The sequence below is a fragment of the Mesorhizobium sp. f-mel genome (genome assembly GCF_053850215.1).
On sequence record NZ_JBSPTO010000001.1, the window covers coordinates 807,542 to 829,929 of the forward strand.

The following is a 22,388-nucleotide window of genomic DNA, read 5'->3' on the forward strand; positions in this document are numbered from 1 at the left end:
TCGTAAGTCAGTTCCGCCGCGAGAACACAGCCCTCGGATTGGCGACCAGCATGCGGTCGATGGCCGGTTGCTCGACGCCATGCCGTTTCAGGCGCGGCACGAAATGCTTGAGGATATAGCCGTAGCCGAAACCGCCGAAGCGGGTCAGCATGATCTTGAGGAACACATCCTGCGACAGCAGCAGCCGGTCGCCGAAGCCGGCGTCGATAAGTGCCGCAATTGCCCGTGCATTCTCTTCATCGGAGGGCGATTGCGCGTCCTGATCGGCATAATAATAGTCCATGCCGATCATGTCGTATTCCAGGAAAGCGCCGCGCCGGGCGAGGCTTGTCTGATAGTCGAGATCGTTGTGGCTGGGGTTCATATGGCAGAGCACGGTGTGGCGAAGGTCGGCGCCCTCTGCCTCGACGACATCGAGCACCTCGTGCGCCAGCCGCTCCCAGCCGGGCAAATGGATCGACAGCGGCACGCCCGTGATGCGCGAGGCCCGCGCCGAAGCTCGCAGTGACTTTCGTTCCTCGGAGGTGAAGTCCTTGCTGACGCCGACCTCGCCGATCAGACCGGCCAGGATCGTCGGCTGCATCTCGCCGCCGCCGACATCGTTGACGATGAATTCGGTCACCGCGTCGACATCCATGGTCTTCAGCCATTCGGGATGGGTGTGCTCCAGATAGAAGCCGGTGCCCATGACGATCTTCAGGCCGGACATGCGGCTGATGCGGGCGAGCTTTTCCGCTTCACGGCCGATGCCGATATTGGTCGCGTCGACGACGGTGTGGCCGCCGAGCGCGCGATAGCGTTGCAGCTCAGACAGCGCCAGGTCGCTGTCGTCGAGCGAAACATTGTCACGGTTGACGTAAGGGTTCATGCGCAGTTCGCCGATGATCTCGATGTTCACGGGCTGCTCGGCGAGCGCCATGTCGTCGGGATGACAGGGGCATTTCCAGGTGCGCGCGCCGTCGAGCAGGATGTGCTCGTGCATCAGCGTAACGCCCATTTCTTCGACCGGAACGGGGCCGAGCACGGTCATCACCTGGCCGGATTCAACGCCGATCGCCAGCCGCTGCCTGGGAGCTGCGTCATCGAAGAGATCACTCATAGGCTCAACGGCTCCGTACGGCGCCGCGGAACAGGCGGAAGTTCAGCCAGATGGCGACCAGGATGATCGTTCCGGTCACGATCGGCGTCAGGAAGGGCGACAGATGCGCCAGGATCAGGCCGTTGCCGATGACGGCCACGGTAAGCGCGCCGAGCACCGTGCCGATAATCGTTCCGCGGCCGCCGAACAGGCTGGTGCCGCCAAGCACGACCGCAGCGATCACTTCGAGCTCAAAGCCTTGCCCGGCGTTCGACGATCCGGATCCGAGCCGGGCCGCAATGACGATCCCCGCAAGCGCTGCCGCGGCGGCGGAAATCACGTAAACGAAAAGCGTCGTCAGCCGCGTGTTGACGCCGGCGCGCCTGACCGCTTCGGCGTTGGCTCCGATGCCGGTCACGTAGCGGCCGAACGGCGTCTCGTTGAAGGCGATATAGGCGATCGCAAGGATCGCCAGCGCGATCAGCGCAGGCGCCGGCACGCCAAGAAACCAGGCGCGGCCCAGCACCGTGAAAGAGCTTCCCGGCTCGATCGGGATCGAGTAGCCGCCGGTGATCAGCAGCGCCACGCCACGGATCACCGAAAGCCCGGCAAGCGTGACGATGAAGGCCGGGATGCCCTCATAAGCAACGAAATAGCCTTGCACCGCGCCAAGCAAGGCACCCAGCGCAAGCATGGCCAGGATGACCGCCGGCCATGGCAGGCCCAGCTGCAGCATTGTCGCCGACAACGTTGCCACCAGCGCCAGCACGGAGCCGACAGAAAGGTCGATGCCACCCGTGGTGATGACGAAGGTCATCGCTGCGGCGACGATCAGCAGCGGGGCCGACTGCCGTAGGATGTTCAGCAGATTGGGCGACGTCAGAAAGGCGTCCGTCGTCACCGAGAAGATGACGCAAACCACAAGAAAGAACAACGCGATCGACACGACACTGCCATTGGCGAGCACCGCATCTCGCCATGTGCCTTCGCGAACCCTTCGAGACTGAGCGGAGTGGGTCGAACTCACGTCGCTCATGCTGGCGCTCCATCGCGATAGGCGCTGGTGGCCGAACGAGCGCTGAATTTGCGGCCCACGATCAGGTTGACGACATCTTCGATATTGGTTTCGCCGATCAGCCGCTCGGCGACGTTGCGTCCTTCGTACATGACCTGAATGCGGTCGCATACGAGGAACAGATCCTGAAGGCGGTGGGTGATCAGAATAACGCTGACGCCGCGGGCGCTCACGGCGCGGATCAGGTCGAGCACAGCCTCGACCTCGGCGACGGCAAGCGCTGCCGTCGGCTCATCCATAATCAGCACGGACGGCTCGAACGAGGCGGCGCGGCCGATCGCGATCGACTGTCGCTGTCCGCCGGACAGGTTCTCGACCTTGAGCCGCGTGTCGGCGATAACGATGCCGAGTCGATCGAGCATCTGGCGCGTCTGTTCGTGCATGCGCTTCTTGTCGAGAAAGGAAATGCCGGCGATGCGGCGGCGCGGCTCGCGGCCGAGAAAGAGATTGCCGGCGACATCGACCGTGTCGCAGAGCGACAGATCCTGATAGACCATCTCGACGCGCGCTGCACGCGAATCCGCCGGCGAGTTGAAGGTCACCGGCATGCCATCGATCTCGATCGTGCCGGCATCGGGAACCACCGCCCCCGACAGCACCTTGCTCAATGTCGACTTTCCCGCGCCATTGTCGCCGACCAGTCCCAGGACCTCGCCCGGCTTCAGCACCAGCGACACATCATCGAGCGTCTGGATGGCGTTGTAGCGCTTTGAGATGCCGCTCATCCGCACCCGATAGGTCTCGCTACTGCTCATCTTGGATCCCACGGGATTTGCAAAGCGTCCGCGGCGTAGCCTCAAGCGGCGCCGCGGACCGGCCATCGACGCAGTTTACTGGAACATCGCGCGGTATTGCTCGACATTCTCCTTGGTCACGATCGTCACCGGAATATTGATGATCGGCTCGACCGTTTCGCCCTTCTTGAGCTTGGTCAATGCTTCGACAGCGGCCTTGCCTTCGCCGGCAGGGTCCTGCTGGACGACGGCCACCACCCAACCATCGTCAATGCCCTGAATAACCTGCTTGGTCAGGTCCCAGCCGAACACCTTGACGTCGCCGGTGCGGCCTTGGCTGGTTACGGCCGAAACAGCGCCGAGCAACGCCGGCTCGCCGGTCGCATATAGCGTCGTCATGTCCGGATTGGCGGTCATCAAATTCTCCGAAGCGCTCATTGCGGTCTCCTGAACATTCTGGCCGTCGACCGTGTCGAGGAAGGTGATCGCCAAGCCGCTGTCAGTGACCGCCTTCTTGAAACCGTCGAGCCGCTGGTTCTGGATGAACGAATTAAGCGCGCCGACAATGCCGATCTTGGCAGTGCCGCCCATCTCCGACTTGACATAGTCCGCGTAGAATTTGCCGATATCCTCGCCAGCCTTGGCGTTGTCGACACCGATGAACGCAACGTTGTCGCCGTCGGGAATCTGCGCGTCGATGGCGATCACGGGGATGCCGGCCGCCTTCGCGGCGGTGATTGCAGGCTTGACGCCGTTCACGTCGATGGCGACTAAAATGATGCCGTCGACTTTCTGTGTGATGTAGTTCTCGATCGCGTCATTTTGCGCGCTCGGCACGTTGTTGGCATTGAAGATGACCAGCTTGGCGCCTGCGGCGTCGGCGGCCTTCTGCGCGCCCTCATTGATCTGGTTGAAGAACAGGGCCTGCTGGTTGATGTTGACGAGAGCGAACGTATCGGCGAACGCCGATCCCATCGCGGTCGAGCAAATGGCGATGACGGCGGCGCAACGGAAGAGAAGTTTGAACGGACGCATTTACGGTTCCCCTTGCTTGCGGGCCAAACCTGTTCGGCTGGTCCCATCGGTGCTTAGGCACGAGGCAAACATTCAAGAGACTTGAATATTTGTCAACGAATTTGATCTCTGAGCGCCGTCAGAACGTCGCCGGCGTGTTGACCCAGAAAATGCTGGCTCTCTCCTTGCCGATGTTGCGGTAATGGTGCGGCAGCTCCGACCTGAACACGAACGCATCGCCAGTGGCGAGATCATGGCTCTTGCCATCGACGATCAGCGTGATCCGGCCAGCGAGCACATAGCCGACTTCCTCGCCGACATGCTGGATGGGACCTTCGCTCTCGCCGTCCGCCTCGATATGATGGATATTGCACTGTAGCAGGTGACCGGGCGAATACGGAATGATGCGCTCAAGCGAAATGCCCTCGCCGCGCCTCAGCGCGTCGAGCGAGATCAATGGCCGCGCGCCTGCGCGGAACACGATCGCCTCGTCGTCGTCGACCTGTTCGAACATCCAGCCGATATTGGTCCCCAGAACTTCGACCAGGCGGTGAAGCATGGGCAGGGATGGCGAAGCCTTGCCGTTCTCGATCTTGGACAATAGGCTTTCAGAGCAGTTCGCAGCTGTCGCCAGCGTCTTCAGCGTCATGCCCCGTATCTGCCGGGCGAGGCGCAACCGCGTTCCAAGCCGCGCGGCATTTACGGTGGCGTCCGCTTCAGACTCTGGCCGTCGCCGATCGATTTTGTTCATCCGTTCGCCAACCATTCAACAGTCATGGGACAACTGTCGCGCGAGCAAAAGACAGCGGCGACCGATTTGCAAGCAATGATTTGTCAATTTCGACGCTGCAGTGCCTCGACCAGTCTTGATAGCACGGATAAAGCAACTCAGCGTCAAACACTCGCCTTCTATGGCGACATCGGCCGTCCCCCGATCAACCCAGCGCTGACTGGAACAAAAAGCGTTCCTGCGTTGTTCTCCAACCGTCCTGATGTTCGACGGCTGGTTCATACGCCGGCCAGGGGCAATCCTCGCGGCAGGCGCTTGGCCGGCACTCGAAGAAGGGATGGCGATGGATCCTGACGATCTCAACACGGAACGGATCGCCACTGTGTTCGGCGGAACAGGCTTTCTCGGGCGCAGGATCGTGAAGCGGCTCCTTGAAAGAGGCTTCACGGTCCGCGCCGCATCCCGCCACCCGGCTCGTGTGGGCCCGGTCTTTTCTTCGACTGCAAGGATGCCCGAAGCCGTCGAGGCGGATATATTGGATGCGTCCTCGATCGGCTCGGCCATTGCCGGATCACAGGCGATCGTGAATGCTGTCAGTCTTTATGTCGAGCAGGGTGCGCAGACGTTTGAACGCGTGCATGTGAAAGCTGCCGCTGATCTCGCCGCTGCGTCGCGCGATGGCGGGGTAGACCGGTTCGTCCAGATTTCGGGGATCGGCTCCGATCCTCAATCGGATTCGAAATATATTGGGGCACGTGGTCGCGGAGAAGAGGCGGTGGCGAGCGCATTTCCCGGCGCCTTCATTGTTCGTCCCGCCGTCATGACAGGACCTGACGACGTTTTCCTCACGACGATTGTGAGGCTGATACGTCTCCTGCCGGTCTATCCGCTATTCGGCGATGGTGGCACACGGCTTCAGCCGGTCTATGTGGCAGACGTCGCAGAAGCAGTGGGCCGGCTTATCGACGGGCGAAACCACAAGGGCTCATTTACACTCGAATTCGGTGGCCCGCGCATCTACACCTATAAGGAACTGCTGCGGGAGATCGCCCGACAGCTCGGTACCCACATCAGGCTGATGCCGGTGCCGTTTGCGGCGTGGGGCGCCTTGGCCGGCGTCGCGGAACTCCTTCCGGCCGTGCCCATAACGCGCAACCAGGTCGATCTTATGCGGCACGACAATGTGGCAGCAATCGGCGCGCCTGGCCTGAAGGAACTCGACATCGAGCCGCGGGGCATCGAGGAGGTGATCCGCTTGATCGATCGGCGCGCGTGACGCCGGCTCGCGCTCGTCTCCTGCTTAATGACTCTACGATCCTGACGGGAACCTGTCGCCATGCGGCGGGTTGGTCGAGCTTGAGCCAATGAAGAAGAAGGAAAGAACTATGGCCAGATGCGATCAATGCGGGAATGACTACGACAAGGCTTTCGAAGTGAAGCTAGCTGAGGAAACCTATACGTTCGACAGCTTCGAATGCGCGATCCACAAACTTGCGCCGCTCTGCCCGCATTGCGGGTGCCGGATCATCGGACATGGCGTCGAACAAGGTGACATTATCTACTGCTGCGCACATTGCGCCGCGGAGGAAGGTGCAAGCGCACTGACCGATCGCGCGCCTTGATGCAACACTACCAGGATGGCCCCCAAGAGGCAGGACCATCGCCGACACGGGCTTGTTCGCAAGCATGGAAGCTCAGCATTAAGAACCGTGTTAGCAAAACCGTGATCAGCGAAGGCAACAAAAGGGCGGTTTGGCCGTTCTGATCAGCCGCATTAGCGGCGGAGCATCCGAAGACATGACTACGCCGCAAATTCTGTCGTTCGCCGTCATCTTCGTGATGATGGCGGCGCTCGTTTGGGGTCGATATCGATATGATCTGGTCGCAGCCGCGGCACTGTTGCTTGCACTCGCGGTTGGCATCGTGCCTTTTGGCGAGGCCTTCAGCGGGTTCAGCGACGATATCGTGGTCATTGTCGGCAGTGCCCTGCTGGTGAGCGCAGGCATAGCCCGCTCGGGCATCATGGAAATCGCCATCAAGCGCTTTGTTCCCAACCTATCGGGCGTTCGGTCGCAATTGGCGCTGCTGGTGATCGTGGTCACGATCCTGTCTGCCTTTGTAAAGAATATCGGTGCGCTCGCTATCATGATTCCGATCGCCTTCCAGTTCGCGCGCCGGTCGAGCGTTTCACCCTCGATATTCCTGATGCCTATGGCGTTCGGATCACTGCTCGGCGGGCTCATGACGCAGGTGGGAACATCTCCCAATATCGTTGTGTCCCGTGTGCGGGAGGAGCTGACCGGCACCGCCTTCACAATGTTCGACTTTACACCTGTTGGAGCCGCCCTAGCCGCCGCCGGAACGATCTTCCTGCTGCTTTTCTATTGGCTGTTACCGGTGCGCGAAAAGCTCGGCGGTTCGCTGAATGAAGCCATCGCCATCAAGAATTACCTGACAGAGGCCCGAATTGTCAGCGAATCCACGGTACTCGGGAAAACCGTCGCTGACCTCATCAAGCTATCGGGCGGCGATGCTATCGTGACGTCGATCCTGCGCAACCGGACTATGCGGATGACACCACTGCCCGATGTTGTCCTCAAAGCGAACGACATCCTGCTGCTCGAGGGCGACCCAGAGGCGCTGGATCGCCTTGTCTCGCAGGGCAAGCTCAGCGTCACGGGCGATAGGGTCGGCAGTGACGACACGGCCAGCGAGATGATCGCTATCGAAGCCGTGATCGGTGAAAGCTCCCCTTTGATCGGCTGGTCAGCCCAGCGCCTTGCCCTTTACGACCGCTTCAATGTCAACCTCCTGGCTGTCAGCCGTCACGGCGAGCGCCTCGACCGTAGGCTGGCCGAAATCCAGCTAAGGCTCGGTGATGTCATCGTGTTGCAGGGCAATGCAGCGACGATACCCGAGATACTGCGTGAACTCGGCTGCCTGCCGCTGGCAGAACGGGCTATCCTGCTTGGTAGCGTGCGCAAGGGTATCGTGCCGGTCACGATCCTTGCTCTCGCTATGTTGGCGACTGCGTTTGGGCTGCTCCCCGTCTCCGTCGCGTTCTTTGCGGCCGCGGTCGGAATGGTGCTTTTCAGGGTCATTCCGGTCCGGGACGTATACCAATCGCTGGATGGGCCAATCCTCATCATGCTCGCCCTTCTCATTCCAGTGAGCGATTCGCTGCGCAGTACAGGGGCCACAGGAGTAATAGCCGGCGAGCTTGCCAGACTGGGCACCGTTCTTCCGGCGCCCGGCGCATTGATGCTCATCCTTGTCGCTGCCATGGCCGTTACACCATTCCTCAACAATGCCGCCACCGTTCTGGTCATGGCGCCTATCGCCGCCGAGTTCGCCCGCGATCTCGGCTACAGGCCGGAAGCATTTCTGATGGCGGTCGCCATTGGCGCCGGTTGCGATTTTCTCACCCCGATAGGCCACCAGTGCAACACACTCGTCATGGGGCCTGGCGGCTACCGTTTCAGCGATTATCCACGCCTGGGACTGCCGCTATCGTTCCTCGTCATCATCGTTGCTGTGCCGATGCTAATGATCGTATGGCCAATGCACCAATAGCCGATACACGGATCAATCCTGCTCGAGCTTTAGCTACCGATTTCGAGAAGGATAAGCCGCGATAGCGCCTCCGCATATAGGCCGCCGGGGTCGCCGCCGACAGTGATCTGCCCTTAGGCGCGGACAGCGGCTCCATGTCCGTGCTACGATTGCGTCGGTCGAACGACGCGTTGGGGAAGCATATGGCGAGCGAATATTGGGTAAGGAGGGGTGCCTGTTTGTGCTCGGGGTGGAAGCAGGACGGCGCTCCGAACATGCGCTCACCGGTCTAAGCCCACATGCAGTCGGACGCCCTCCTCTTGGCGGTTTTTGGAGCAATCGTGCTCGTTACCGCCTGGCTACCCCTGTTTCTCAGGAAGCTTCCGCTTTCGCTGCCAATGGTTTGCATCGGGATCGGGGTTCTTTTGGTTTGGTCGCCATTCTCTCCGCTCGTCGGGGTGAACCCACTCGAGAACCGGATACTAACCGAGCGCCTCACAGAGTTGGTTATCATCGTCGCCCTTATGGGGGCAGGCCTGAAGCTGGACCGGCCACTGAGTTGGCGGGGTTGGGAGTCGTCATGGCGCCTCCTCGGCATCGCCATGCCTCTGACGATCGCAGGAATTGCATTTCTCGGCTGGTCAATTCTCGGCCTTGGCCTTGCCGCTGCACTTCTGCTTGGGGCTGCTCTGGCGCCAACTGATCCTGTTCTGGCAAGCGACATACAGGTAGGTCCACCTCAATCTGGCAAGGAGGATGACGTGCGCTTTGCTCTTACTTCCGAGGCCGGCCTCAATGATGGAGCGGCGTTTCCGTTCGTCTTCCTTGCCATCGCGATTGCGCTGTCCAGTGCGTCCGGCGAGCCTTTCTTCACACGCTGGCTCGTCGTTGATGTTCTCTGGAAGATTTCCGCAGGCGTTGGCATCGGATGGCTGGGCGGTAAAGCTATGGGCTACCTGACGTTTCATCTGCCAAAACGGTCGGGTTTGTCAGAGACAAGAGACGGCTTTGTTGCGCTCGGTATCACCTGCCTTGCGTACGGCTCGACTGAAATGCTGCACGGCTACGGCTTCCTTGCAGTCTTCGTCGCGGCCGTGGCGCTACGGTCTGTCGAACGCCAGCACGAGTATCATGAGAGCTTGCACGACTTCGCGGAGCAGATTGAGCGATTGCTGATGATGGTCCTGCTGGTCTGCTTTGGGGCAGCCATCGCAGAAGGGTCGATTTTTGGCGCCTTGAGTTGGCAGGTGATCGTCACGACCGCCTTGGTGCTTTTCGTTGTGCGCCCGCTCGCGGCGTGGGTTGGGCTAATCGGATTTCAGACGTCATCACGCGAAAAGGCCGTGATTGCTTTTTTTGGAATACGCGGCCTTGGATCGTTCTACTACCTCGCATTTGCACTTGGGCAGGCTGAATTCGAGGGTGCGACAATTCTTTGGGTAACCGTCTGCTTCGCCGTTCTGAGTTCAATTGTTATGCATGGCGTTATGGTGACCCCGGTCATGCACCAGTTGGACCGCGGCCGACCACGCTCTTGGCTGAGGATGCCCCGAACTCGGCCCAGGTAGGCCAGACGCGAGCGGCAGATGGATCAGTGGCACCAAGTCAGTTGTGACGATCCAAGCATCTAAAATAGTCGACCTGAGTTGAATGGCCGTTGCCGATGCGCTGGCGGAGAGAGCGCTGGAATCACCGCAGGGACGGCGCAATGAGATTTATTCTTTTGGCAGCTACAGACGCTGTCGAAATAATGGGACTATCTCGACAACTGCACTGCACGGTTGTCCTAAAGGGTGAACTAAGCTGTTGGTTTCATTATAAGATGACTGGCTGGGGCGCCAGGATTCGAACCTGGGATTGTCGGTACCAAAAACCGATGCCTTACCACTTGGCTACGCCCCAACAGCGGGAACATGCCCGCTGTGCGCGGCCTTATAGGACGAGCCGACGGAAAGCTCAATGCCGAGAATAGCAAGTGCGCGGGACTGATCCACCGGTTCGCGCAGATTGGCGTTTGCATATCATCGTCTGCTGTCGGGCGATGGCGTCTATTCACCCCAGACGGCCATTTCATTGCCGGCCGGATCGACGAAATGAAACCGCCTGCCACCAGGGAATGAGAAAATCGGCTTGACGATCGTGCCGCCGGCATTTTCGACGGCGCCCAGGGTTTCTTCCAAATCCTCGGAATAAACCACGGGAAGCGGCTTGGCGGGCGCTTCGCCGGCATCAGCCTGGAACCCACCGTCAAGACCTTCCGAAAAGGCCGAATAGGTCGGCCCGTAGTCGGTGAACGACCAGCAAAAGGCGGCGCTGTAGAAAGCCTTGAGCCTATCCAGCGTTCCACCAGTTGCCGGCATTTCCAGATAATCGAGTTTTCCGGTCAGTTTCACGGTGTTACCCAGGGTTCCCGTTATGTTCTACTCAAATGGCCGCCGAGCCGCAAGTCTTTTCGCCATCGCTTTTTCTTAATCGATTGTAGAAGCCGGCCGGCTTTGGCGACGCCTTGCCTTTCGCACTGCAGCATCATATCGCTCGGATGGGACACGGCGAAATTTCGGCTTCGCCAATCTTTTCAATCTCCTGCAACCGGAGAGCAAGCATGACCAAATGGGTCTACACCTTTGGCGACGGCGCTGCGGAAGGCCGTGCCGGCGATAGGAACCTCCTGGGCGGCAAGGGCGCCAATCTGGCCGAAATGTGCAGCCTGGGTCTGCCCGTGCCGCCGGGGTTCACCATCACCACCGAGGTCTGCAACGCCTACTACGCCAACGGCCGCACGTACCCGGCCTCGCTGGAGGCGGACGTCGCGGTTGCGCTCGACCACATCGGCCGGCTGACCGGGCGCCGTTTCGGCGATCCCTCGAAACTGCTTTTGGTGTCGGTGCGTTCCGGTGCCCGCGCTTCGATGCCCGGCATGATGGACACAGTGCTCAACCTCGGTCTGAACGACGAGACGGTCGAGGCGCTGGCCGCCGATTCGGGCGATGCGCGCTTTGCTTATGACAGCTACCGGCGTTTCATTCAGATGTATTCCGATGTCGTCATGGGCCTCGACCATGAGGTGTTCGAAGAAATCCTCGAAGACCAGAAGGGCGGGCTCGGCCACGAGCTCGATACCGAACTGACGGCCATCGAATGGCAGGGCGTGATCGCACTCTACAAGGCCAAGGTCGAGGAGGAACTCGGCAAACCGTTTCCGCAAGATCCGCACGAGCAGCTCTGGGGGGCGATCGGCGCCGTGTTTTCGAGTTGGATGAACAACCGCGCCATCACGTATCGGCGCCTGCACGACATTCCCGAAAGCTGGGGCACTGCGGTCAACGTCCAGGCCATGGTCTTCGGCAATATGGGCGAGACCTCGGCCACCGGCGTCGCCTTCACCCGCAATCCTTCCACCGGCGAAAAGATGCTCTATGGCGAGTTCCTGGTGAATGCGCAGGGCGAGGATGTCGTCGCCGGCATCCGCACGCCGCAAAACATCACCGAGGCGGCGCGCATTGCCGCCGGCTCCGACAAGCCGTCGCTGCAGAAGCTGATGCCGGAAGCCTTCCAGTCTTTCGTCACCATCTCCGACCGTCTTGAAAAGCACTACCGCGACATGCAGGATCTCGAATTCACCATTGAGCGCGGCAAATTGTGGATGCTGCAGACGAGGTCCGGCAAGCGTACCGCCAAGGCGGCGCTCAAAATCGCCGTCGACATGGCGCGCGACAAGCTCATCTCAAAGGAGGAGGCCGTCGCCCGCATCGATCCGGCCTCGCTCGACCAGTTGCTGCATCCGACCATCGATCCGAAGGCGGCGCGCGATGTGATCGGCATCGGTCTGCCCGCGTCTCCGGGTGCAGCCACCGGCGAGATCGTCTTTTCCTCCAACGACGCCGAGGAGCTTAAGACGCAAGGCCGCAAGGCGATCCTCGTACGCATCGAGACCAGTCCCGAGGACATCCACGGTATGCATGCGGCCGAAGGCATCCTGACCACGCGTGGCGGCATGACCAGCCACGCCGCTGTGGTGGCGCGCGGCATGGGGAAGCCTTGTGTGTCGGGCGCGGGCTCGCTGCGCGTCGACTACAGAGCCGGCACGCTGATGGCGATGGGGTCGACGTTCCGCAAGGGCGACATCATTACCATCGATGGCGGTAACGGCCAGGTGCTGAAGGGCGCCGTACCGATGCTGCAGCCGGAACTCTCGGGCGATTTCGCCGCCATCATGGAATGGGCCGATGCCGTGCGTCGCATGAAGGTGCGCACCAACGCCGAGACGCCGCTCGACGCGCGCATGGCGCGTTCCTTCGGCGCCGAGGGCATCGGACTTTGCCGCACCGAGCACATGTTCTTCGAGGGCGACCGTATCGTTGCCATGCGCGAGATGATCCTGGCCGACACGGAAAAGGGCCGGCGAACGGCGCTCGCAAAACTCTTGCCCATGCAGCGCTCGGATTTCCTCGAATTGTTCGAGATCATGGCCGGCCTGCCGGTGACGATCCGCTTGCTTGATCCGCCGCTGCACGAATTCCTGCCCAAGACCGAGGAAGAGGTGGCCGAAGTCGCTGCTGCCATGAAGGTGTCGCCCGACAAGCTCAGGCAGCGCACCGAAGCCCTGCACGAATTCAACCCGATGCTTGGCCATCGCGGCTGCCGGCTTGCGGTTTCCTATCCCGAAATCGCAGAGATGCAGGCGCGCGCCATTTTCGAGGCCGCCGTCGAGGCCGGCAGGAAGGCCGGCGCGCTGGTGGTTCCGGAAATCATGGTGCCGCTGGTCGGTCTGGTGAAGGAGCTCGACTATGTCAAGGCGCGGATCGACGCCGTCGCCAAGAGCGTAATGGAGGAGACCGGCGTCAAGATCGATTATCTTACCGGCACGATGATCGAACTGCCGCGCGCCGCGCTCCGCGCCCATGTCATTGCCGAGGCGGCCGAATTCTTCTCTTTCGGCACTAACGATCTGACCCAGACCACCTTCGGCATCTCACGCGACGATGCGGCCTCATTCCTGGAGACCTATCGCCAGAAGGGCGTCATCGAGCAGGATCCGTTCGTGTCGCTCGACATTGAGGGCGTCGGCGAACTGGTGCGGATGGCAGCCGAAAAAGGCAGGGCGACGCGGCCGGAGATCAAGCTCGGCATTTGCGGCGAACATGGCGGCGATCCGGCATCGATCCATTTCTGCGAGGACGTCGGCCTCGATTACGTGTCGTGCTCGCCCTACCGCGTGCCTATCGCCAGGCTGGCTGCCGCGCAGGCGGCGGTACAGGCTGCAAAGAACGGTCGCGGGTAAAGGGGCACGACGCTGGCCGTGACCGTCCCACCGGATGATCGGTAAGGACAGGTCTCGAGCCGTCCCCGCTCAGGCTGGTTTGGCTTCGATCGTCACCTTGTTGGGATAGAACGCGCCGTGATCGCGGATTTCGATCATCTCGTCGAAAGGCTGCTCATAGGCCCACATCGCATCCTTGCCTGCTTCCGCGGCAGGCAGCACGCTCCAATAGCTCGCATCGCCCTTGTATGGGCAATGAGTCGACAATTCCGTCTTGCGAAGCTGGTCGAAATCGATGTCTTCGAATGGAATGTAGAGGACCCGGGGGTAGGGGGATTCGGTCAACACCTTGGCCCTCTTAGACGAGGCGATGACCGCGTCGCCGGCGCGTACGGTCACAGTTCCGATGTAGGGCTCGACAGTGATCACTTTACCCGGGTTGCTTTGAAAGCCGGGTGACGGATTGGCGATCTGGTCCATGAGGGGTTCTCCTTGCACGACCTAATGCATGTCGCCCAAAAGTGCGCAGCGGTTTGGGATAACGACAGGAATAAAAATAAGAACTTAAAGCGCGTCGCGTGAAGTCCTTTTGACGCGACGCGCTTTAAGGTGTGTCCGGCGTGCGCGCCGCGCAAGGCCCCCGTCGAATACGGGACTCAAAAACCATCGCCTTCGGCGTTGGCAGATCTCTCGTCAAACGACCTTGCCGTTGACCGATCAGGCGGCAGCCTGAAACGCATCCAACAGCCCGGCATAGGCGGCGGCGATACCGGCAACCGGATTGGTGCTTCTCGACGCGGTTTCGACCTTGAGTGCACCACCGCCGGTCGGCAAGGTAAGGAGCAGGAACTGGCGGTTGCCGCCATCGCCGACGCAAGCCGCGGCGACGTGCTGGCCTTCGCCTTCGTTCTGAACGCACATCTTGAACAGCAGCGTGCCGCCGACCGCCTCAAGCGCGCCGCCGACAACTTCGACGAATTCGTCTTCGGAAACGGTTTTGGCGTCCGGCACCAGATCGGTCAGGCTTTCGGCGAGCGTATCTTCGAGAGTTTTGTCTTCGAGCTGCGCGTCCATGCGAACCTCTTTCATTCGCCAATCGCACCCCTGCCCAATTAATCAAAGTTAACGCCGACGATGGCCGGATTGTGGCGGTTTTTCCCTGTCTTTTCGACCAATGCGCTGCTTCTGCCCGGTCATGGCTGGACAATATGCTTGTTCGTCCCACAATGGAACGAAAAACCAATGGGAGGAAAGAATGCTCGGACTGATGCAGGAATGGCCGCTGCTTTGCCACAAGCTCATCGACAACGCAGCCAGGCAGCACGGCGAACGCGAGATCGTGTCGCGCTCGATCGAGGGCCCTATCGTCCGGACCACTTACGCCGAAATTCATCGCCGCGCCCTGCGGGTCGCTGAGCGGCTCGAGCGTGATGGCTTTGGACTCGGCGACCGCATCGCCACTTTGGCCTGGAATACGGCGCGCCACATCGAAGCCTGGTACGGCATCATGGGTGTCGGCGCGATCTATCACACGCTCAATCCGCGCCTGTTTCCCGAGCAGATCGTCTGGATCATGAACAATGCCGAAGACAAGGCGATCTTCGTCGATCTGACATTCATGCCGCTGCTTGAAAAGATCGCCGGCGCGGTCAAATCGCTGAAGCAGGTGATCGTGCTGACCGACAAGGCGCACATGCCGCAAACGGTGCTGCCGAACGTCGTTGCCTATGAGGAATGGCTTGGCGAAGCCGACGGCGCCTTCACCTGGAAGACGTTCGATGAAAACACCGCCGCCGGCATGTGCTACACCTCGGGCACGACAGGCGATCCGAAAGGCGTCCTCTACAGCCATCGCTCGAACGTGCTGCACGCCATGATCGCCGCGATGCCCGACGCGATGGGGCTCTCGTCGCGCGACACAATACTGCCGGTCGTGCCGATGTTCCACGCCAACGCCTGGGGTCTTGGCCAGAGCGCGCCGATGATCGGCGCCAAGCTGGTCATGCCTGGCTGCAAGATGGACGGCGCCTCGATCTATGAGTTGCTCGACACCGAAAGGGTGACGTTCAGCGCCGCTGTGCCGACAGTGTGGCTGATGCTGCTTCAGCATCTGGAGGAGACCGGCAAACAACTTCCCTATCTGAAGAAGGTCGTGATCGGCGGCTCGTCCTGCCCGCGTGCGATCACAACGAAGTTCCAGGACAATTATGATGTTGAGGTCATCCATGCATGGGGCATGACCGAAATGTCGCCGCTCGGCACGCTGTGTACAATGAAGCCGGACTATGCCGGGCTTGAAGGCGAAGCCCGGCTCGACGTCCAGAGCAAGCAGGGCTATCCGCCCTTCGGCGTCGAAATGAAGGTGACCGACGACGACAACAACGCGCTGCCATGGGACGGCAAGACATTCGGACGCTTGAAGGTCCGCGGACCGGCTGTCGCGCGCGCCTACTATGGCGGCATCGGATCCGAACAGTTCGATGAAGAAGGCTGGTTTGATACCGGTGATGTCGCCCATATCGACCCGAGCGGCTACATGCAGATCACCGATCGCGCCAAGGACGTCATCAAGTCGGGCGGCGAATGGATCTCGACCATCGAGCTCGAGAATCTCGCGGTCGGTCATCCGGATGTGGCGGAGGCGGCCGCCATCGGCATCCAGCATTCGAAATGGGGCGAACGGCCGTTGCTTGTAGTCGTCCGCAAGCCGGGCCGGGAGCCGACCAGGACGGATATCCTCGCTTTCATGAACGGCAAGGTGGCGAAGTGGTGGATGCCGGATGACGTCGCCTTTGTCGACGAAATTCCCCACACCGCCACCGGCAAGATCCAGAAGACCACCTTGCGCCGGCAATTCAGGGACTATCGTCTGCCGACGGATTGACTGAGATGCTGTCTTTCTCCTTCCAGCCGCCGCTAAACGGCGCTAAACGCTCGTTCGGGTGGAGCAGTGCAGAAAACAATGGACATTCCCGAGCGACAGACGTCGAAGGCGGCCGGCTGGTCGCGGCGGACAGGCGCTTTTTCGGCGGTCCTGCTCCTGACCGTCTTCGTCGGCCACCGATATGAGCTTGTTGAAACGCCGGCCTTCCTTTGGGTGCTCGGTATTGTCGCGCTGCTTGCCGCCTTTGCGCTGTTGTTCGCCGGATTTGCCTTTTCGAGACTGTGGAATTTCGGCGACCGTGGCGGTCGCGATCTCACCGTCGGCACGGTGCTGGCACTGATGGTGCTTGCTCCCTTTGGTATCGCTGCCTACTGGGCAGCGACTTCTCCGCCACTCAGGGACATCTCGACGGATTTCGACGATCCGCCGGTGCTCGACACCAGCACCCGGACCGGGGACATGAACGCGCTTTCGCCACCGACCCCGGGCGAGCAGCGCCTGCAGACCGGGACCTATCCGCTTGTCACCGGACGCAGCTACAACCTGCCTTTCGATCGGGTTCTGGAGGCAGTCGAAACCGTGCTCGATCGTCGGGATTGGCAGCTAACGGCGCCGTTTCCCCATGCGATCGGGCAAAGCGAGGTGACGATCAGCGCCCTGGCCAAGAGCTTCATCCTCAGCCTTCCCGCCGACGTCGCCATCCGTGTGACCGACGATGGCGATACGGTCATCGTCGACATGCGTTCGGCCTCGCGTTACGGCCGCTACGACCTTGGCGACAATGCGGCCCGCATCGTGGATTTCCTCGCCGAGCTGGATCGGGAAGTCGCCGGCCAGGTCGGCACGGCCCCGGTCGAGTGATGTCCAGAGCATCTTGCAGCCAAGCGGTATCGCTCGGCGCCACAGAAACGCGGCTAATACAATCACGGGTTGCCGGAGACTATTCGACTTGTCTCGCCAGTCGCCTTGCATACATGGGCCGCCCCCCTGCAGTCGAAACGTACGTGCTCCGCTCGACGGGACGGTTGCGGGATTGCGGCGATCGGTTGCGCCGTGAAGCAGACTACTCGCCAGGGTCGAAGTCACCCTTTAGCAGGATTGTCTCCACCGGCCCCAGCGGATTAATGATCCGGCTCTCCAGGACTTCGATGAGTTTGCGTCCGACCCCCGCCATGTCCACGGAATGAACTCCAATCTTCGCCGGCAGGAAGCGTGCCAGCTGCGTGCTGTCACGCGTGACAATGTGGACGTCGCTCCCCGGCGCAAGGCCTCTTCTGCCAAGAGCGTGTAGCGCCCCTAGAAGGCCCAGTTCGTTGGCGCATGCCAAGCCTGTCGGTGGATCTGAACAAGCCAGCAAGCGATCGAACCAGGCTGCGCTCGATTCCATGGTGAACATGCCATGGCCGATCAGCGATTGGTCGATCGGAATACCGGCCTCGGCCATTGCCCTTCCATACCCGGCAAGACGCATGGCACTCGCCTGATCCTCCGGAACCAGCAGTTGCAGTGCAATGCGTCGACAGCCCTTATCCATGAGCCGTCGGGTTGCCTCGTAGGCAATCTGTTCGTTGTCGACATCGACATAGGGATACGGGGCATCCAGGTCGGTTCTTCCAAACGCGACGAATGGCATGCGTCTATCCAGCAGCAGCGTGACGCGCGGATCACCCGACACCAACCGCGTGATGATCAGGCCGTCCGTGCTTCGCGCCTGAAGCTGCCGCTGCACACTCTCGACGGGATCGTCGTCGGGAGTGGTGGAATAGATGGACAGACTATACCCGGCCTGCCGCGCCGCCAGCGTCATGCCTTCGATCAAAGGAAGCTTCAACAGATCGGACAGATGGTCTCGTGTCTCCATCGGGAGTATTGCCGTCAGCGTCAGCGTTCGACCGGTTTTGAGCGCACGACCATGATGATTTGGTAGATAGCCGACCCGCTTAGCCGCCTCCTTGACGCGGGCTATCGTCGAGGGCTGCACTTCCGGCCCATCCTTCAGAGCGCGGGACACCGTGGTCACCGACAGGGAAAGTTCCGCCGCGATCTGCTTTAGATTGGCCATTGTTCGCCCGACTTCATTTGCGAAAGCGCCGGCTGATTTGCTGACCGCCATAACGTTACCGGATTCGACATCCCGGTCAATCCAAACTGCCATAGGAAGCAGCTTGACTCCAGCGCATTCAGATGCAATCGTAACGTTACGATTACAAATAAAAGGCCATTTCGAGCAACATTTGATAAAAGTTGGGGAGGAGAACCTATGTCTTGGCTACGCATTTCCCTTGCAGCATTCGCAATCTCGGCTGCCTTGCCCGTCCATGCGCAAACAGTCACCATCACGACCGCAGGTGGCGATTATGGCAACGCCATGAAAGAGGCCATGTGGGGCCCGGCTGCAAAAGAGCTCGGATATGATGTCCGCGAGGAGACCCAGAGCGACGGCCTGGCCGCGTTGAAGATGCAGGTCACTTCGGGTGCGGTCGCGACCGACGTCATTCACCTGGGCTCACCGGAAGGCGCCCAGGCGGCCGCTCAGTCGCTGCTGGAGCCACTCGACTACATGATCATCGATCCCAAATCCGTGCCGGACGGCGCAAAGTCCGACTACTGCTATCCGTTCGATTCCTATGGCACCGTCATGTCGTGGAACACCAAGACCTATGGCGAGAACCCGCCCAAGACCTGGGCGGAATTCTGGGACGTTGCCAAATTCTCGGGCCGCCGCGCGTTGCGCGCCAATGCGCAGGACTCGATCGAGATCGCGCTTCTCTCCGATGGCGTGGCGCCGGCGGACGTCTATTCCGTGCTCAGCACGCCGGAAGGTCTGGAGCGCGCCATCAAGCGGCTTGAAGCAATCAAACCACATGTCGCCGTGTGGTGGACCTCGGGAGCTCAGTCCGCCCAGTTGCTGAAAGACGGTGAGGCGGATCTGGTCGTCACCTGGAACGGACGGGCAGAGACTGTGAAAGCAGATGGCGGCGCGGCTGACTACACGTTCAAGGGGTCGGTCATCGGCACGGACTGCCTTGGAGTGCCGAAGGGAGCGCCGAACAAGGAAGCCGCCATGAAGCTCATCGCAGCGATGACGCAGCCCGCGCGAGTTGCGAAGCTGACCGATTTCATTGCCTATGGCCCGGTCAATCCTGCGGCATATGAGGGTGGCCTCATTCCCGAGGATCGCCTGAAGACGCTTGCGACCGCGCCCGAAAATGCCGGCACTTCGGTGTTTTCGAATTCAGAATGGTGGGTCAAGAACGGCGAGGCTGCCCAAAAAGCCTTCGATGAGATGATGAGCCGCTGAGTCTCAGCTGCAAGGCTGGAGCAGATGATGAAGTCGCTCCCGATCACCATCGACAGCGTCAGCAGGGCTTACGGGTCCTACGTCGCACTGGATGATGTTTCGCTCGACATTCAAGCTGGCGAATTCCTCACGCTGCTCGGGCCATCGGGATCGGGCAAGACCACGTTACTGATGGCTCTGGCCGGTTTTGTCCGGCCGGATTCCGGTAAACTCTTGTTGGGCGATCGGGACATCACTCGCCTGGCGCCCAACAAACGGGACATCGGCATAGTGTTCCAGAATTACGCTTTGTTTCCCCACATGAATGTCCTGGCGAATGTCGCCTATCCGCTGGCGCTGCGCAAGACGCCCAGAGCGGAGGCGCGTCAGCGGGCGCTTGCCGCCTTGGCCCGCGTGAAGCTGGATGGTCTGGCGGAGCGCAATGTTGCCGCACTGTCCGGCGGCCAGCGCCAACGGGTGGCATTGGCGCGGGCAATCGTCTTCGAACCGCGCGTGATGCTGATGGACGAGCCGCTGTCGGCGCTTGACAAGAATCTGCGCGAAACCATGCAGTATGAGATCCGGCGCCTGCACGATGATCTGGCGATCACCACAATCTACGTGACCCACGATCAGCGCGAAGCGCTGATTATGTCTGACCGGATTGCGGTGATGAACTCCGGCCGCATCCAGCAGATCGATACGCCGCAGCGGATCTATGATCGTCCATCGACCCGCTTCGTCGCGGAGTTCATGGGCGAGGCTAACATTGTGGCGCCAGGCTCGGTGCGCAGGATCGACCGCGCCGAAGCGTCACGCGAAACTCTGATGATTCGCGCCGAAAGCTTCCATCTTGATGCGAAGCTCGTCGGGGAAGACGGAGTGGCTCTCGAAGGAATACTGCGCGCCAAAGCGTTCCGCGGCGAGAACTGGCTTTTGACGCTGGCGCTCGACGGTGGGCAAGAGGTTCTTGTCTGCATTCCGGCAGCGCTGGCCGGCGGCTGCGCCGAGCTTGCCGCCGGTCAGCGGATGACCGCATATGCACCAGCGGCGAAGGTTCACGCGATACCGGGAGCGATGGCGTGACCGTCACTCCGGATCCAGCGCTCGTGGCGGATGCGCGCCGCGAGCGGCGGTTTTTTCTTTCGCTTTCGCTCCCGGCGCTGTTCATCGTTGGACTGGCGGCGATACTGCCCATCCTTTGGATCATCCGGCAATCTTTCCTGACCACAGGGGGTGAGTACACTGTCGGCAACTACGCGAAGGTACTTTCGAGCGGACTGACATGGTCGGCGCTCGTCACAACCCTTGAACTGTCCCTCGGTACGCTGGCGATCTGCATTCTTCTAGGCACCCCGCTGGCACTCGCTTTGGCCAGCGCCAGACCAAGGGTGGCCAACGTACTGATGGCCTTCGTCATGCTGCCATTGTGGACCGCTATCCTGGTGCGCACCTATGGCTGGCTCGTGCTCTTGCGGCGTGATGGCCTGATCAACGCGGCTTTGACTGGTTCGGGCCTGACAGCGGAGCCTTTGCCGCTGGTCTATAACTTCACCGGAACGCTCATCGGCATGGTTCACTACATGCTGCCGCTTTTTCTGCTGCCCGTTTATGCCGCGATGCGCGATATCGACCCAAACCTCATTCGCGCGGCAGCGAGCATGGGAGCCACACTCGGGCAGGTCATCCGCACCGTCATAATGCCACTTTCGGCCGGCGGCATCTTCTCGGGTTCGATCATCGTCCTCATCTATTCCATAGGTTTTTTCATCACGCCGGCAGTGCTTGGCGGCGGCAAGGTAAATCCTCTCTCTACCCGGATCGAGCGTACGCTATCGACCTTTCAGGATTGGGGGTCGGCGAGCGTCCTTGGCATTCTGCTCCTCGTTCTCATGGCGCTGATCGGTGTGATGCTGCTGGCGGCACGCCGCCTGCTGGCCCAGAACACGGTGGAAACCTCCGCCCATGCTTGAAGCCTATCCGCAAAACAGGCTCGCCCGCATTGTCCTCTGGAGCTTTGCCGCTCTTGTCATGGCATTTCTGATGTTGCCGACGCTCGTGGTGGTGCCGCTTTCCTTCTCGGCTTCGAATCTTCTCGAGTTTCCGCCGCACGCCTACTCGTTGCGCTGGTACGAGAACTTCTTCGGCTCGGCGACGTGGATGGCTGCACTCAGGACGAGCCTCATCCTTGGGACATTGACGGCGCTGATCGCGGTGCCTTTCGCGCTGCTCGCCTGCATCTCAATGAATCGGCTGGGCGGGAAGACCGCTGCGACCATCCAGAGCGTCCTGCTCACCCCCTCGATCACCCCAGGAATCCTGCTTGCGATCGGCCTCTTTTTCGTGCTGGCGGCACAACGTCTGGTCGGAACGTTGTTCGGTGTGCTGGTCGGACATGTGGTGCTGGCCGTTCCGGTGGCGTGCATTGTGCTGTTGCCCGCCCTGGCTCGCTTTGACTGGAACCAGGTTCAGGCGGCGCGTAGCCTCGGTGCGAACTGGGCCAGAGCTATTGGCGGAATAATCGTTCCGCAACTTCGGATCAGTTTGTTGTCGGCGACATTGATGGCCTTCCTGACGTCGCTCGACGAGTCTGTGATTTCGATCTTCATCGCAAGTGGTCGCAACAGCACGATGCCGAAGCTCATGTTCGTGTCGCTGCGCGATCAGATCGATCCGACCATTGCGGCGATCTCGACATTGTGGACCGTCATCGTCGTGGCCGTCGTCCTGATTGTGACCCTTCGACAAAAATCCTGACCGAGCCAAAAATCCTGACCGAGA

20 protein-coding genes and 1 tRNA gene are annotated in these 22,388 nt (G+C 60.7%); 11 read left to right on the forward strand and 10 right to left on the reverse strand.

From position 1 onward, the window contains the following. Positions 1-7: 7 nt before the first annotated feature. The 5 genes from ACWUKX_RS03740 to ACWUKX_RS03760 form a co-directional block, all read right to left on the reverse strand. Complete coding sequence (locus tag ACWUKX_RS03740) at positions 8-1,099, reverse strand: phosphotriesterase family protein (protein WP_065006248.1); 1,092 nt, start codon at positions 1,097-1,099, stop codon at positions 8-10. 4 nt (positions 1,100-1,103) lie between these two features. Beyond that, the gene (locus ACWUKX_RS03745) at positions 1,104-2,114 is read right to left on the reverse strand and encodes an ABC transporter permease (RefSeq protein ID WP_456003947.1); all 1,011 of its coding nucleotides are present in this window, start codon (positions 2,112-2,114) and stop codon (positions 1,104-1,106) included. Continuing rightward, positions 2,111-2,908 carry an ATP-binding cassette domain-containing protein gene (locus ACWUKX_RS03750; protein WP_455839137.1) on the reverse strand — a complete coding sequence of 266 codons (798 nt, stop codon included), beginning with the start codon at positions 2,906-2,908 and terminating at the stop codon, positions 2,111-2,113. The genes ACWUKX_RS03745 and ACWUKX_RS03750 overlap by 4 nt, the downstream gene beginning before the upstream one ends. 75 nt (positions 2,909-2,983) lie before the next feature. After that, entirely contained in the window at positions 2,984-3,922 is a 939-nt protein-coding gene (locus ACWUKX_RS03755; RefSeq protein ID WP_029355684.1) for an ABC transporter substrate-binding protein, read from the reverse strand. A gap of 118 nt (positions 3,923-4,040) precedes the next feature. Further along, on the reverse strand, positions 4,041-4,652 hold the full coding sequence (locus ACWUKX_RS03760; protein ID WP_456003949.1) for a cupin domain-containing protein: 612 nt from the start codon (positions 4,650-4,652) through the stop codon (positions 4,041-4,043). A gap of 322 nt (positions 4,653-4,974) precedes the next feature. Between ACWUKX_RS03760 and ACWUKX_RS03765 the strand changes: the two genes are divergently transcribed. The 4 genes from ACWUKX_RS03765 (at position 4,975) to ACWUKX_RS03780 (ending at position 9,751) form a co-directional block, all read left to right on the forward strand. After that, a complete protein-coding gene (locus tag ACWUKX_RS03765; protein ID WP_456003951.1) occupies positions 4,975-5,907 on the forward strand; it encodes a complex I NDUFA9 subunit family protein in 933 nt (310 codons plus the stop codon). Between the two features lie 88 nt (positions 5,908-5,995). Then, entirely contained in the window at positions 5,996-6,253 is a 258-nt protein-coding gene (locus ACWUKX_RS03770; RefSeq protein WP_240992546.1) for a hypothetical protein, read from the forward strand. Positions 6,254-6,428: 175 nt separating this feature from the next. Further along, positions 6,429-8,204, forward strand: a complete 1,776-nt coding sequence (locus ACWUKX_RS03775) for an SLC13 family permease (RefSeq protein WP_456004107.1) — start codon at positions 6,429-6,431, stop codon at positions 8,202-8,204. Positions 8,205-8,482: 278 nt separating this feature from the next. Next, positions 8,483-9,751, forward strand: coding sequence for a cation:proton antiporter (locus ACWUKX_RS03780; RefSeq protein WP_456003953.1), 1,269 nt, complete (start codon positions 8,483-8,485; stop codon positions 9,749-9,751). Between the two features lie 259 nt (positions 9,752-10,010). Here ACWUKX_RS03780 and ACWUKX_RS03785 read toward each other — a convergent pair. Both ACWUKX_RS03785 and ACWUKX_RS03790 read right to left on the reverse strand, forming a co-directional pair. After that, positions 10,011-10,085: transfer RNA gene (locus ACWUKX_RS03785), tRNA-Gln, on the reverse strand. A gap of 146 nt (positions 10,086-10,231) precedes the next feature. Beyond that, complete coding sequence (locus tag ACWUKX_RS03790; RefSeq protein WP_456003955.1) at positions 10,232-10,576, reverse strand: VOC family protein; 345 nt, start codon at positions 10,574-10,576, stop codon at positions 10,232-10,234. Between the two features lie 209 nt (positions 10,577-10,785). Here ACWUKX_RS03790 and ppdK point away from each other — a divergent pair, with 209 nt between their 5' ends. Then, on the forward strand, positions 10,786-13,464 hold the full coding sequence (gene ppdK / locus ACWUKX_RS03795; protein ID WP_456003957.1) for a pyruvate, phosphate dikinase: 2,679 nt from the start codon (positions 10,786-10,788) through the stop codon (positions 13,462-13,464). 69 nt (positions 13,465-13,533) lie between these two features. On the opposite strand, the gene ACWUKX_RS03800 is transcribed toward ppdK, so the two are convergent. Together ACWUKX_RS03800 and ACWUKX_RS03805 are read right to left on the reverse strand one after the other, a co-directional pair. Then, positions 13,534-13,923, reverse strand: a complete 390-nt coding sequence (locus ACWUKX_RS03800) for a DUF427 domain-containing protein (protein ID WP_029355697.1) — start codon at positions 13,921-13,923, stop codon at positions 13,534-13,536. A gap of 237 nt (positions 13,924-14,160) precedes the next feature. Beyond that, entirely contained in the window at positions 14,161-14,517 is a 357-nt protein-coding gene (locus tag ACWUKX_RS03805; RefSeq protein WP_455839142.1) for a hypothetical protein, read from the reverse strand. 181 nt (positions 14,518-14,698) lie between these two features. On the opposite strand from ACWUKX_RS03805, the gene ACWUKX_RS03810 reads away from it, so the two are divergent. Both ACWUKX_RS03810 and ACWUKX_RS03815 read left to right on the forward strand, forming a co-directional pair. Further along, entirely contained in the window at positions 14,699-16,327 is a 1,629-nt protein-coding gene (locus tag ACWUKX_RS03810; RefSeq protein ID WP_456003959.1) for a fatty-acid--CoA ligase, read from the forward strand. A gap of 78 nt (positions 16,328-16,405) precedes the next feature. After that, the gene (locus tag ACWUKX_RS03815) at positions 16,406-17,188 is read left to right on the forward strand and encodes a DUF1499 domain-containing protein (RefSeq protein ID WP_456003961.1); all 783 of its coding nucleotides are present in this window, start codon (positions 16,406-16,408) and stop codon (positions 17,186-17,188) included. Positions 17,189-17,390: 202 nt separating this feature from the next. Here the strand turns inward: ACWUKX_RS03815 and ACWUKX_RS03820 are convergent, their stop codons facing one another. Next, complete coding sequence (locus ACWUKX_RS03820) at positions 17,391-18,482, reverse strand: LacI family DNA-binding transcriptional regulator (RefSeq protein WP_456003963.1); 1,092 nt, start codon at positions 18,480-18,482, stop codon at positions 17,391-17,393. Between the two features lie 105 nt (positions 18,483-18,587). On the opposite strand from ACWUKX_RS03820, the gene ACWUKX_RS03825 reads away from it, so the two are divergent. The 4 genes from ACWUKX_RS03825 to ACWUKX_RS03840 are packed head-to-tail and all read left to right on the forward strand — an operon-like array spanning position 18,588 to position 22,364. Continuing rightward, positions 18,588-19,628 carry an ABC transporter substrate-binding protein gene (locus ACWUKX_RS03825; RefSeq protein ID WP_455839146.1) on the forward strand — a complete coding sequence of 347 codons (1,041 nt, stop codon included), beginning with the start codon at positions 18,588-18,590 and terminating at the stop codon, positions 19,626-19,628. Between the two features lie 27 nt (positions 19,629-19,655). After that, positions 19,656-20,693, forward strand: a complete 1,038-nt coding sequence (locus tag ACWUKX_RS03830; RefSeq protein ID WP_456003965.1) for an ABC transporter ATP-binding protein — start codon at positions 19,656-19,658, stop codon at positions 20,691-20,693. Then, entirely contained in the window at positions 20,690-21,580 is an 891-nt protein-coding gene (locus ACWUKX_RS03835; RefSeq protein WP_456003967.1) for an ABC transporter permease, read from the forward strand. Before ACWUKX_RS03830 ends, ACWUKX_RS03835 begins: the two co-directional genes overlap by 4 nt. Continuing rightward, the gene (locus tag ACWUKX_RS03840; RefSeq protein WP_456003969.1) at positions 21,573-22,364 is read left to right on the forward strand and encodes an ABC transporter permease; all 792 of its coding nucleotides are present in this window, start codon (positions 21,573-21,575) and stop codon (positions 22,362-22,364) included. Before ACWUKX_RS03835 ends, ACWUKX_RS03840 begins: the two co-directional genes overlap by 8 nt. The last annotated feature ends 24 nt before the right edge of the window (positions 22,365-22,388 follow it).